This is a genomic window from Rheinheimera sp., from assembly GCF_036782235.1.
Classification (GTDB): domain Bacteria; phylum Pseudomonadota; class Gammaproteobacteria; order Enterobacterales; family Alteromonadaceae; genus Pararheinheimera.
Genome location: NZ_DAIPZL010000011.1, coordinates 60,830 through 74,848, shown reverse-complemented (window position 1 = coordinate 74,848; position 14,019 = coordinate 60,830). Strand labels below are relative to the sequence as shown.

The 14,019-nt window shown below is 47.7% G+C and carries 7 protein-coding genes; all 7 read left to right on the top strand.

What is annotated here, in order from left to right; all coding sequences use genetic code 11:
- Positions 1 to 167: 167 nt before the first annotated feature.
- The 7 genes from V7P87_RS12645 (at position 168) to V7P87_RS12615 (ending at position 13,999) form a co-directional block, all read left to right on the top strand.
- Positions 168 to 2,336, top strand: a complete 2,169-nt coding sequence (locus tag V7P87_RS12645) for a DUF1302 domain-containing protein (RefSeq protein WP_333797745.1) — start codon at positions 168 to 170, stop codon at positions 2,334 to 2,336.
- Positions 2,337 to 2,352: 16 nt separating this feature from the next.
- Positions 2,353 to 3,714, top strand: coding sequence for a DUF1329 domain-containing protein (locus V7P87_RS12640; protein WP_333797744.1), 1,362 nt, complete (start codon positions 2,353 to 2,355; stop codon positions 3,712 to 3,714).
- 130 nt (positions 3,715 to 3,844) lie between these two features.
- Positions 3,845 to 4,816 (top strand): WD40/YVTN/BNR-like repeat-containing protein, encoded by a 972-nt coding sequence (locus tag V7P87_RS12635; protein ID WP_333797743.1) that lies wholly within the window; start codon positions 3,845 to 3,847, stop codon positions 4,814 to 4,816.
- Between the two features lie 2 nt (positions 4,817 to 4,818).
- Positions 4,819 to 7,137: an efflux RND transporter permease subunit gene (locus tag V7P87_RS12630; RefSeq protein WP_333797742.1), complete on the top strand. Its 2,319-nt coding sequence runs from the start codon at positions 4,819 to 4,821 to the stop codon at positions 7,135 to 7,137.
- Between the two features lie 281 nt (positions 7,138 to 7,418).
- The gene (locus V7P87_RS12625; RefSeq protein WP_333797741.1) at positions 7,419 to 12,254 is read left to right on the top strand and encodes an NAD-glutamate dehydrogenase; all 4,836 of its coding nucleotides are present in this window, start codon (positions 7,419 to 7,421) and stop codon (positions 12,252 to 12,254) included.
- Between the two features lie 108 nt (positions 12,255 to 12,362).
- Complete coding sequence (gene pyrD, locus V7P87_RS12620) at positions 12,363 to 13,373, top strand: quinone-dependent dihydroorotate dehydrogenase (RefSeq protein WP_333797740.1); 1,011 nt, start codon at positions 12,363 to 12,365, stop codon at positions 13,371 to 13,373.
- 104 nt (positions 13,374 to 13,477) lie between these two features.
- On the top strand, positions 13,478 to 13,999 hold the full coding sequence (locus V7P87_RS12615) for a hypothetical protein (protein WP_333797739.1): 522 nt from the start codon (positions 13,478 to 13,480) through the stop codon (positions 13,997 to 13,999).
- The last annotated feature ends 20 nt before the right edge of the window (positions 14,000 to 14,019 follow it).

The window sequence follows — 14,019 nt, the reverse complement described above, 5'->3', positions numbered from 1 at the left end:
AGAAAAAACTAAAGACAAATCAACAGATTTACGACATCGCAAGCCTTGCGCCCTTTATAAAATGATGTAATTATTTTACCCAAGTGAGCAGAGATCAGAGCAGTTGAACCGGCTCATTCATTACAAAAACAAAATAGACCTGCAGGGACAGGGGGGGAGATCACAAGATGAACAAAAGGCCATTTGCCTTTGCTAAAAATCCTTTAGCAATAGGTGTCGCGTCTGCGCTGTTAGCCTTGTCTGCAACATCCATTCAAGCCGCCAGTTATACATTAGGCGACGATATTGAAGTTGTATTTGACTCAAGCTTTTCTTATGGTGCCAGCTGGCGCGCTGAAGACAGAAACTGGGACACTATCAGTAAAGCCAACAATCCGGAGCTGAACTGGACTGGTTACAATGCCGCAAGTAACACTATCTACACCTCATCACAAGTTTGGCAACAAAGAGGCAGTTATTCATCAAATGGTGATGCCGGCAACCTGAACTACGACAAAGGTGACATGTTCTCTGAGCTGTTTAAAGGCACTCACGAATTATCAGTGACCAAAGGTGACTTTGGTCTTTTCACCCGCTTTATGTATTTTTATGACGCCGCCCTGATGGACAACGACGGTGCTTACACCAATCCGGTATCAGGCAACAGAGTTGACCCATGTGCTGACGATGAAGGCCGTGACTTAGCCTGTCGTGATGTGCGTTTGTTAGACGCTTATGTATTTGCCAATTTTGCATTGAATGATGGTGCCAATCCGTTATCTATCCGTGTCGGTAATCAGGTATTAAGCTGGGGTGAAAGTACGTTAATCCAGCATGGTATTAACATTACGCCTATTGATGTGGGTATCGCCCGTCTACCTGGTGCTGATTTAAAAGAAGCTTATATCCCGGTTGGGATGATTTCAGCATCTTTAGGTTTAACTGAACGGCTGTCGGCTGAAGTGTTTTATCAGTACGACTGGCAAAACAGCTACCTGCCGGTGCCGGGCACTTATTTCTCAACCAACGATTTTGCCGGTAAAGGCGGTTATAACCAAAACATCCAGCTAGGTTTCGCCGGTAATCCGGATCTTGATTTATCCACCTTGTTGGCAGGTTTAAACAGCATAGGTACCAATATCAAAGCGGCCAGCGCAGTGCTTGCCAATCCACAAGCTACAGCAGCACAAAAAGCTCAGGCTCAGGCCACTATTAGCGCTTTATCAGCCTCTTACCTGGCCTATCCAACCAAAGTCACGCTGCGTCCTTATGGTGATGCTGGTGAAATTAAGCCGGAAGACGGTGGTCAGTATGGTGCCAAGTTAGAGTATTTTGCGCCTGAACTGAATGACACTGAATTTGCGCTGTATTACATGAACTACCACAGCCGCACACCAGTGATTTCAGGTATCGCTTCTGACTTTAGACTGGCCGCAGTGCAGGCTGATATCGGTTATCTGGTTGCCAACGCTGGCAATATGACCAAAGAAAACGTGTCCAACCTTAAAGGCATGTCAAAAGGTCTGATTGAATATCCGGAAGATATCAAGCTGTACGGTTTTAGCTTTAACACCACGCTGGAAGGCACTTCTATCGCCGGTGAATTAGCTTACCGGCAGGATGAACCTCTGCAGATTGACGACGTAGAAATTCTGTATGCCGGTATGCCGGAACAGTTGGCCAATGGTGCGGCAACAAACCCGGCGCTGGTGAATTTCCTCGGTTTCGCCGGTATTTCACAAATTGGTCGTTATGACGGTAAAAAAGTGCAGCCTGGTGAATTTGCCCAGGGTTACATCCTGGCTGACACCACTCAGGCTCAGGTGACCATCACCCATTTGTTTGGCCCTGTACTGAATACCGATAACTTCACCTTACTGGCTGAAATTGGCGGCATTAAAATCAAAGATATGCCACATCAGGACATACTGCGGTTAAACGGTCCAAACACTGACCGTAGCGGCTATCCGCTGATGGGAACTAATGGTGTAGGTGGTCCGTTAGTGATTAAAACCGGTTTACACACTGGTTTATCCAATGGTGCAGAAACCAACCCCTTCCCGACAGCGTCAGCCTGGGGTTACCGTGTGGTTGCCAAAGCTGATTACAACAACGTATTGGCCGGTGTGAACCTGTCTCAACGTCTGACCTTTTCACATGACGTGAACGGTATTACACCTGATCCGCTGTTTATGTTCTCTGAAGATAAAAAATCGCTGAGCTATGCAGTCAGCTTCGATTATCTGAACCAATGGTCAGCAGAAATTTCCTACAACGCCTTCTTTGACGGTGTAGGCACCACCAACAATACTGAAGACCGTGATTTTGTGTCTTTTAACATTAAATATTCATTATAAGGGACGAGACAGTCTTATGAAAAAACTCACCCTGCTATCGTCCGCGATTGCGCTGGTTTTAAGTTGTGGCGCAATGGCTAAAGTTGCACCAGACCAGGTTGCACGTTTAGGTGCTGATTTAACGCCGCTTGGCGCTGAAAAAGCCGGTAATAAAGACGGCAGTATCCCGGCTTGGACCGGTGGTATTCAGTCGGCACCAGCTGGTTATAAACCAGGTGATCATCACCCGGATCCGTTTGCCGCTGATCAAGTGGTGTACACAGTGACCAAAGCCAATCTGGAACAGTACAAACCGTTATTGTCACCGGGTCAGCTGGCGCTGTTTAACCTGTATCCTGAAACCTTTAAGATGAACGTGTATCCAACACATCGTTCAGCGTCATACCCACAGTATGTGTATGATGCGACTAAGGCAATTGCCGGCAAGGCTGAACTGGTGCAAGGTGGTAACGGTATTATCAATGCTGCTATCGGTATCCCGTTTCCAATTCCTGCCAATGGTCTGGAAGCAATCTGGAACCACATAGTACGGTTCCGTGGTGTGGCTGCAACCCGTAACGGTGGTCAGGCTGCACCAACAGCAACAGGCGCTTATACGATGATCGGTTTTGATGAACAAATTATGTTCAAATATTCTGATCAAAAAGCAACGGCTGAGGCTTTGCAAGCTGAAAACATTCTGTTCCGCTTTAAACAGAGCGTGACCACTCCGGCACGTCTGGCCGGTACTGCACTGTTAGTTCACGAAACCATGGATCAGGTGAAAACGCCTCGTCAGGCTTGGACTTACAATACAGGTCAGCGCCGTGTACGCCGTGCACCAAACGTGGCATATGACGCGCCAGGTACAGCCTCAGATGGTCTGCGTACCACAGATGATTTTGACATGTTTAACGGTTCCCCTGACCGTTATACTTGGGAGCTGAAAGGCAAACAGGAAATGTTAATCCCGTACAACAGCTACAAACTGCATAGTAAAGACACTAAATACGCCAGTCTGTTAACAGCTGGACATTTAAATCCTGACTATGTGCGCTGGGAAAAACACCGTGTTTGGGTGGTTGAAGCCAAGTTAAAAGACGGCATGCGCCACGTATATGGCAAACGTGTGTTTTATATCGACGAGGATAGCTGGCAAATTCATGTGGCAGACCTGTATGACGCGCGTGGAGAGTTATACCGTGTCGCAACAGCGCATGGCCTGAACTATTATGAAGTGCCAACTCACTGGAGTACACTTGAGGTCTATCATGATCTGAACTCACGTCGTTATATTGCGATCGGTTTGGACAACGAAGACAAGATGTATGATTTCTCAGTGAAATTATCAGATAACGACTTCACGCCAGCAGCGCTGCGCCGTGAGGGTACCCGTTGATCTGAAAGTCCTGCAAAAACGGTTGGCTTGTTGCCAACCGTTTTTGTTTCTGTTTAACCCTCGAGTAATAGCTCTAATGATTTCAAAACTACTTTCTGGTCTGAGTGTATGTTGCTGGCTGACATCTGCAATGGCGGCAGCACAGGTGCAGCCGCAGGCAGCTTATTTATTACCAGGCGCTGTTCGTTCAGTTCTGACAGACATAGTGCCTGTTGCCGGCAAGTTTTATGTCAGTGCCGGTGAAAGAGGCCATATTTTGTTAAGTCAGGACGGCATGAAGTGGCAACAAATGCCGGTGCCATTGCAATCAAATCTGAATTCGGTTTATTTCGCCGACGAGATGCACGGCTGGGCCGTGGGGCATGATGCCAGCATTCTACATTCTGCTGATGGTGGTCAAAGCTGGGTGATCCAGCAATTTTTACCTGAACTCGACAAACCTTTATTTGATGTGTTTTTTAAAGATGCCAATGAGGGCATAGCTGTAGGTGCCTACGGTATGTTTTACCGCAGCAAGGATGGTGGCAAAAGCTGGCAAAGCGAGTTTCACCCTGAACTTGCCAGTGAAGATGATCAGGCACTGCTGGCTGAGCTCAAAGAAACCGATCCTGAGTCCTATGCGATAGAAGCCGAATCGGTGTTACCGCATTTTAACCGCTTATATGCCGACGGTAGCACCTTATATCTGGTCGGCGAAGCTGGTTTTTTTGCCAAGAGTCTCGATTTTGGTGCCACCTGGCAGCGTCAGCCTGAATTTTATAATGGCTCTTTATTTGGCATCACCAGAACAGCACAGCTGAGCTTAATTACCGTTGGTTTACGTGGTCATGTGTTTCGTAGCACCGATCAGGGCCAAAGCTGGCAACAAATTCAAATCCCGTCTCCGGCAACATTGAACAGTGTCCTCAGTACCAGCGATGGTAAAGTGTATTTATTAGGCAATGCCGGTACTTTATTGGTCAGTGACGATGATGGCCAAAGCTTTAGTGCAATAAACGAAACTGACGGCAAAGCTATTCTGAATGCTGTGAAAATTGGCGCTAACCTGGTTGTGGCAACCGAAGTTGGTATCAAAACAATTCCTACAAAAGAAACTGAATAACCATGAGTGCGAACCGTTTTATTAATAAATGCGAATATGCGCTGTTCCGGCATCGCGGTCTGGTGCTGGTCGCTTTTGTACTGGTGACCTTGTTTTTGTTGTTTAAGGCCAGTCAAATCAAACTGGATGCAGCCTTTACCAAAAATATTCCGTTAAAACATGAATATATGCAGACTTATCTGAAGCATGCCAAAGACTTTGGTGGTGCTAATAATATTCTTATTTCGGTCTGTGATGCTTCAGGCAATATTTTTAATCCGGATTTTTTTGATTCATTCCGCAAAATTCATGATCAGGTGTATTACATGCCTGGTGTGGACCGGGTGTTGGTGAAATCCGTGTTTAGCCCAAGTACCCGTTTTGTTGAAGTGGTCGAAGATGGTTTTGCCGGTGGTCCAGTGATCCCAGCCGATTTTGTTAACGATAACAATGGTCTGGCTATTGTTAAGCAAAACATTGAAAAGGCCGGCATTGTCGGCCGTATGGTGGCGGATGATTACAGCTGCGCTATGGTCACAGCACAACTGCAGGAAATTAACCCCGACACCAATGAAAAACTCGATACCATCGCTTTTGCCAATCAGCTGGAAAAAGATGTGCGGGGTCAGTTTGAGAACGACAAAATTACGGTGCACATTATTGGTTTTGCCAAAATGGTTGGTGATGTTGCCAATGGCGCCAAAGGTGTATTGGCATTTTTTGCGGTGGCAATTCTGATCACCGCTGTGATGGTGTTTTTATTCTCCAAATCCATCACTTTAACCATTTTACCTATTGCCTGTTCCCTGATTGCCGTGATTTGGCAAATGGGATTATTAACAGTGATGGGTTTTGGTATCGACCCTATGTCTATTCTGGTACCGTTTTTAGTCTTCGCTATTGGTGTCAGCCACGGCGTGCAGATGATTAACGCTACCGGCAAGAACGTTGCTGCAGGTTTGGATGCCAAAACAGCAGCTCAGGCCAGTTTCCGCCGCTTGTTAGTACCAGGTGGTGTAGCACTGCTCTCTGACACTGTGGGTTTTATTACCTTACTGATCATCGAAATCGGCGTGATCCGCGAACTGGCTATTACCGCCAGTTTAGGCGTTGGCGTGATTATTCTAACCAACCTTATCCTGCTGCCGGTGCTGATGTCTTATGTGCGTTTTAAACCAAGTTATGTCAAAGCAGTGTCAGAACCCACACCTGTCGCGGACAAGTTTTGGCACAAGCTGTCGGCCTGTGCTGAGCCTAAAGTTGCTGCTGTTATTCTACTAGTCACTGCGACCTTGTTTACTTTGGGTTATATCCAGAGTAAAGAGCTGAAAATAGGGGATCTACACCCGGGGGCTTCGTCCTTGCATGAGGACTCGCGCTATAACCAGGACACTTTCCTGATCACAGACCGTTATGCCATTTCGGTGGACTACATCAATGTGATGGTAGAAACCGATGCCAATGGTTGTACTTTCCATCCTATTATGGAAAAGATTGATCAGTTTCAGTGGCAGATGGAAAACGTGCCTGGTGTACAAAGTGCAGTGTCCTTGCCCTCAGTATCAAAAACCATCAACGCGGCTTTTAACGAAGGCAACGTCAAATGGCGGATCTTACCCCGCACCACTGAATCTCTGGTGCAGTCATCATCTCGGGTTGAAACAAGCACAGGTTTGCTAAACCCGGATTGTTCTGTGATGCCGGTAATTATTTTCCTCAATGATCACAAAGCTGAAACCATTGAAAAAGTTGTGGCAGAGGCCAAACGTATTGGCGCCGAACTTGGCACTGATACCACCAGGTTTATGCTGGCGTCAGGCCCTGTTGGAGTCATGGCGGCAACGAACGAAGCGGTAGCGGCAGCGCAGGATCCAATGACATTGTACGTCTATGGTGCTGTTGTTTTGCTTTGTTTATTAAGTTTCCGCTCAGGGCGCGCCACGTGCGCCGTGATACTGCCACTTTACGTAGTAACAGTATTGGCTACAGCTTTAATGACATTACTGGATATTGGTCTGACAGTGTCAACTTTACCTGTGATAGCACTGGGTGTAGGTATTGGTGTGGATTACGGTATTTATATCCTGACCAATATGACCCAGCCCCTGCGTCAGGGGGTGCCACTACGTCAGGCTTATTATGAAGCGTTAAAGTCCACCGGCAGTGCCGTACTCTTTACAGCAGTGACTCTGGCCATTGGTGTTAGTACCTGGGTGTTCTCGGCGCTGAAGTTTCAGGTAGACATGGGCATACTGTTAACCTTTATGTTTATCGTCAATATGCTTGGTGCTGTTTTTGTATTGCCGGCGCTTGCAGCCTTCTTCTGGCCAAAAAATCGCTGAATAGGTTAAAACACAGATGGCTTGATGTGTTGCCGTCTGTTGTACCTCTACAGCATCTTTATGCATAAAAACTAATAAAAATGGCCTGCGGGCCATTTTCTTATTTAGGAAGGCTGAATATCTTGTCAAATCAGCTTTTTTGCTCTGGTACAACCAGTTTGAAAGGTGGAAATAAAGCTCGAAAAGCGCGGTAATAGGCAATAAACTTCGCACCTGACACGCTCTGTATGTAATGCACAATCCTGCTTCCCCTCTGCAGAGATTAAAACAAGGATACAAAAATGGCACTGATAGACGGTCAACCATCTGTACTTCTACAAAATGTAAGTAAACTCATCCGCCAGAAAGTTAAAGATCAGGTCGAACTGGTCGAGAAATTCGCCTTCACGCTTTATGGCAACGTTGCCAACGAAGATATGTTTGGTCGCAATGACAGCGACTTATATGGTGCGGCTTTAAGCCTGTGGCAAACTTTTAACACCCACACTGAAGATGCCGCCAAAATCCGGGTTTTTAATCCGGAAATTGCCCGTCATGGCTGGGAATCCAAACACACTATTGTTGAGATTGTGGTCAAAGACATGCCGTTTTTGGTTGATTCGGTGCGTATTGCGTTAAATCGCCACAACATCACCGCGCATTTATTGCTGCATTATCCGCTGCAAACTTTCCGTGATGACAAAGGCAATATCACCGAATTTAACAAGCTGGGCACCAAAGCCAACCCAAGTACCCAACAAACGGTGTTTCATATTGAAATCGACCGGATGACCGACAAGGTTGCGATCGACAATCTGGTTGCTGAGCTTGACTCAGTGATGCAGGACGTGTCGCTGGCTGTCAGCGATTGGCAGCCAACCCGGGCCAAGCTGGAGCAGGTGATCCGCGAGCTGCCAAATCATTGTGGTAAAGCCAGTAAAGAACAGTTGGCCGAAGCCACCGAATTTTTAAACTGGCTGGCCAAAGACAACTTCACTTTGTTGGGTTATCGCCAATACAGCATTGTGCCGGTGCAGGGTGATTATCGTATTGCCGGACAGGCCGATACCGCCCTTGGTTTAATGCGTCGTTCAGTGTCGCGCGACTTAATGTTATCGGATTTACCGGATGTGGCGCGCAAACAGGCGCTCAGCACGGATCTCTTGATCCTGACCAAAACAAACAATAAATCCCGGGTGCATAGACCGGCTTATATCGATTACATCGGTATTAAACGTTTTGATGCCAGCGGCAATGTGGTGGGTGAAGACCGCTTTATCGGCTTGTATTCCTCTTCGTTATACAACAACAGCGCAGCTGACATTCCACTGTTAAAAAACAAACTGGCCAATGTGATGGCCCGTTCTGGTTTTGCCGTTGGTACCCACGCTTATAAAGCGCTGCTGAATATTCTGGAAACTTACCCGCGCGATGAGCTGATTCAGGCCGACAGTGATGAGCTGCTGGAAATTGCAACTGGCGTACTGCAAATGCAGGAACGCGACATGACCCGGCTTTTTATGCGCAAAGACGCTTTTGGCCGTTTTGTGTCAGCCATGGTGTATGTACCGCGCGAGCGTTACAACACACAACTGCGTAAAGAAACCCAGCAAATTCTGCAGCAATTTTTAGGCAGTACCGAACCGGTGGAATTTACCACCTATTTCTCTGAATCCGTGCTGGCCCGGACCCATTATTTTGTCCGGATCAACGACAGTAATATCGAGTTCAATGTGAAAGATATCGAAAACAATCTGATTGAAGCGGCCCGTACCTGGGAAGATAAACTGGAAACAGCCCTGATTGGCCGTTTTGGTGAACTGACTGGCCGTGAGCTCAGCCGCAAATATGTCAACGCTTTCCCACGTGCCTATAAAGAAGAAATGTTGCCAAACGATGCTTTGGTGGATATCGCCAAACTGGAAGCTTTAAGCGAAGACAATACGCTGGAAATGTTGTTCTACCGGCCCCAGGAAGAAAGCGCTGAATCTAAAGCTGTACGGTTGAACCTGTTCCATAAAGACCATCCAATTCATTTATCTGACGTGTTACCGATGCTGGAAAACTTTGGTCTGCGCGTGATTGGTGAAACCCCTTACGCCGTGCGTTGCCCTGAAGGTTCAGTCAGCTGGATCTTAAACTTCAGTATGGAATTAAACGGCAAGGTGCCACTGGACTTTGAAGCTGCCCAGCAGCTGTTCCAGGAATCTTTTGCCAAGGTCTGGAAAGGTGATTTAGAAGATGACGGTTTTAACCGTTTAATTCTGGGTGCGGGTTTAACTGGCCGTGAAGCGTCGTTGTTGCGTGCCTTTGCCAAATACAAACGTCAAATCGGCGGTACTTTTAGCCAGGCTTATGTCGAATCGACTTTTGGTCGTTATCCGGTTATCGCCAATCTGTTGGTGAAACTCTTTAATACCAAGTTTGCGCTCGACAACAACAATCAGGCCGATGCAGACAAACTGCACACTGAAATTCTGGCACAGCTGGAGAACGTGGCAAACCTGGACGACGACCGTATTATCCGTCGTTTCCTGGCGATTATTCAGGCCATTGTGCGCACAAACTACTTCCAGAAAGCAGCTGACGGCACAGAGAAACCTTATATTTCCTTTAAAGTACGTCCGGCCATGATCCCGGATATGCCATTGCCACTGCCATTTTTCGAAATTTTTGTGTATTCACCGAAGGTGGAAGGTGTGCACTTACGTTTTGGTAAGGTTGCACGGGGTGGTTTACGCTGGTCTGACCGTCGTGAAGACTTCCGCACTGAAGTCCTGGGCCTGGTGAAAGCACAACAAGTGAAAAACACTGTGATTGTGCCTGTAGGCGCCAAAGGTGGTTTTGTTTGTAAAAAACTGCCGGAAACCGGTGGCCGTGAAGCCTGGTTAAACGAAGGTAAAGCCTGTTACCGCACCTTTATCCGCGGTTTACTGGATGTGACCGACAATATTCTGCAAGGGCAGATTGTGCCGCCAAAACAAGTGGTGCGCCTGGATGAAGACGATCCGTACCTGGTGGTGGCAGCCGATAAAGGCACTGCAACTTTCTCTGATATTGCCAATAGTATTTCACTGGAATACAACCACTGGTTGGGTGACGCTTTTGCATCGGGCGGCTCTAACGGTTACGACCACAAAGGCATGGGTATCACTGCCCGCGGTGGTTGGGAATCAGTGAAACGCCACTTCCGTGAAGTGGGCATTGACTGTCAGACCACAGATTTTACCGTGGTTGGTATCGGTGATATGGCCGGTGACGTTTTTGGTAACGGCATGCTGTTATCAGAGCATATCCGCCTGCAGGTTGCCTTTAACCATATGCATATTTTTGTGGATCCAAACCCGGTCGCTGCCACTTCGTTTGCCGAACGTCAGCGCCTGTTTAATCTGCCGACTTCAACCTGGGATGATTACAACAAAGAGCTGATTTCTGAAGGGGGCGGTGTCTTCCTGCGTAGCGCCAAGGCCATTAAACTGAGCCCGCAAATGCAGGCCATGCTTGGCACTGACAAAACCTCATTGACGCCGAATGAGTTGATCCGCGCAGCATTAATGATGGAAGTGGACCTGATTTGGAACGGTGGTATCGGTACTTACGTCAAAGCGACGGACGAAAGCCATGCCGAAGTGGGCGATCGTGCTTCTGAACCGCTGCGTGTAAACGGTAAAGAAGTCAAAGCCAAAATTATTGGTGAAGGCGGTAACTTAGGTACTACCCAACGTGGCCGTATTGAATACGCTGCTAACGGTGGCCGTATTAACACCGACTTTATCGACAACGTCGGTGGTGTTGACTGTTCAGATAACGAAGTGAACATCAAAATTCTGCTCAACGCCATGGTTGCCAGCGGTGATATGACGCTGAAACAGCGTAACGAGTTGCTGTACGACATGACCAATGACGTGGCGGACATCGTCATTAACGACTGTTACCGTCAGACCCAGAGTATTTCAGTGTCTTCGTTGTTAGGTGCTGAGCAGCTCAAAGAATACACCCGCTTTATCCATGCCCTGGAAAAAGACGGCAAGTTAAACCGCGAGCTGGAATTCCTGCCAACGGACGATATGCTGGCAGAGCGGATGGTGAAAGGTGTTGGTTTAACCCGGCCAGAGCTCGCCATTTTGACCGCTTACGGCAAAATGGTGTTAAAAGAGCAGCTGGTGACACCAGAAGTGTCTGACAATGCTTTCTTTAAACAAGAGCTGATTGGTGCATTCCCGAAAGTGTTACAGGAGCGTTATGTGACACAAATGGAAAACCATCCGCTCAAAGCTGAAATTATCGCCACTAAGCTTGCCAACATGCTGGTGAACGATATGGGCGCCAACTTTGCGCACCGGATGATGGAAGAAACCGGCTCCACAGTGGCTGAAGTCATTATTTCTTACACCATCGCCCGTGAACTGTTTGATGTGGAAAGTATCTGGCATCAACTGGAAGATTTAGACAACGTGATTGCTGCTGATCTGCAAACCCGTTTGTTGTTCCAGTTACGCCGTACTATGCGCCGTGTAACACGCTGGTTCCTGCGTCATCGCAACAAAGCAATGGATATCGCGCAAACTGTGGCGTTTTTCAAACCTGCTTTTGTGCAAATTTCTGAGCAGTTACCAAGATTATTGGCACCGGCAGAAGCGGCTGCACTGCAGGAACATCAGGATAGCCTGGTCGCACAACAGGTACCGGTTCATGTGGCCCGTTATCTGGCACAATTAAGCACTGTGTTCTCAGTGATGGACATTGCTCAGGTGGCAGACGCAGAAAAAACCGATTTGTTATTGGCAGCGGAAATTTACTTTAAGCTCGGTGACAAGCTCGACTTACACTGGTTCCTGGAGCAAATTACCCAACAGCCGGTCAGCAACCACTGGCAGGCTCTGGCCCGTGCTTCTTACCGCGAAGAGCTGGACTGGCAACAACGTGCGCTGTCTCAGGTGGTCGTCCGTACCTGTCACAACGCCTGTTCGTCAGATGAAGTGATCCAAAACTGGTTGAAGTCGAATGAACTGGTGCTGTCGCGCTGGAGCATGATGCTGGCCGAGTTTAAAACCACCAAGAGCCACGAGTTCGCCAAGTTCTCTGTTGCCTTGCGTGAACTGATGTTATTAAGCCACCACTGCGACAACGTGAAATAACGTGGTTGTGAACTAAAGTTTGACATCAAACAGAAATGCCCCGACTGCCGGGGCATTTTTTTAAAATGTGCTGCGTTATCTTTTTACTTTAAATACAAAGGCCTGGTTATGTTTTACAAAATTGCACGTGATCTGATGTTTTGTGCTGATGCGGAAAAATCGCATCATTTTGCCCTCGACAGCTTAAAAGCTTTACAGCATACGCCGTTGTCGATGTTATGGCGCCAGCAGATCCAGCCAAAACCCGTGACTGTCGCTGGTATTACCTTTGTGAATCCGGTGGGTCTGGCGGCCGGCCTTGATAAAAATGCCGATTGTATTGATGCTTTTGCCCAAATGGGTTTTGGCTTTATTGAAGTTGGTACAGTCACGCCAAGACCACAGGCCGGCAATGATAAACCGCGTTTATTCCGCCTGCCAGAGGCAAACGCCATTATTAACCGTATGGGTTTTAATAATAAAGGTGTTGATTATCTGGTTGAAAACGTTAAAAAAGCCCAATACAAAGGTGTACTTGGTATCAATATTGGCAAAAACAAAGACACGCCAAATGAGCAGGGTAAAGATGATTATGTACATTGCATGCGCAAAGTTTACCCATATGCCAGTTATATCACTGTAAATATTTCATCACCCAATACGCCAGGCTTACGCGATTTGCAGTTTGGTGATGCGCTACTGGATTTACTGAACGCTGTGAAAAACGAGCAACTGGATTTAGCGGCCAAACATGGCAAATATGTGCCGGTGTTTGTCAAAATCGCCCCTGACATGGATGAAGTTGCAGTACAACAAGTGGCTGAAGCTTTATTACAAAGCAAAATGGATGGTGCTATAGCCACCAACACCACACTGGAGCGTAGTGCTGTGGCCGGTTTAAAGCATGCCAATGAAAGTGGCGGTTTAAGCGGGGCGCCGGTGCGGTTAAAAAGCACTGAAGTGATCCGGCAGCTTCGATCCGCTGTTGGGCCTGATATGCCGATCATCGGCGTAGGTGGTATTGACAGTGCCGAGTCGGCTCAGGAAAAACTCAATGCCGGCGCGCAGTTAGTGCAGGTTTATACCGGCTTTATTTATCAGGGGCCACAGCTTATCCGTTCGATCGTCAACAGCTTATAACGATCCGGTGGCGATCAGGGCAGGTTAGTCCAAAATATTCTTTAACATCTTGATCTGACAGGTGTAAAACGGCGGCATCCAAACTTTTTCCAAAGGTTGTCAGCATGTGCGCTTTTACACCTTCAGCTTCCTGGCAGTGGCAAACCCAAACCGGGCAGCTGCAATTGCAAACCGGGCAGTTTTTGCATCGCACACCTTTTCAGCTGACTGAGTTAAATACTAACCCATCTCCCGATTTTACCCTGGCTCAGGCAGAATTGTTCTGGCAGTTCTGGCATGCGCTGGAGCAACTACAATATCCCGCTGCTGCTTGTTTTGCCGCTGCTATAGATGCATTGGCGGCGCAGCAGTACTTGCGCCAGACCGGCCACAAAAGCTGGTGGTTTACTGCCATATCCGCAGATTATCAGCCCGCTTGTGCTGAACTGGTCTGGGTCGGCGGCCAGCAGCCATTATTGGCGCTGGTCACCCAACAACAGGGACACTGCTGTCAGCTGTTGTTGCTCGAAGATGGCCACAGTCTGCAGGGCAAGGCACTTTATGCCGGTGAAGTGCTGATGCTGCTGAACGACAGGGTACAACCCTGGCTACCTGCCTCTGGCCACAAGCTGGCAAAATCCGCCTGATTTGAGCACAGACACTAAGT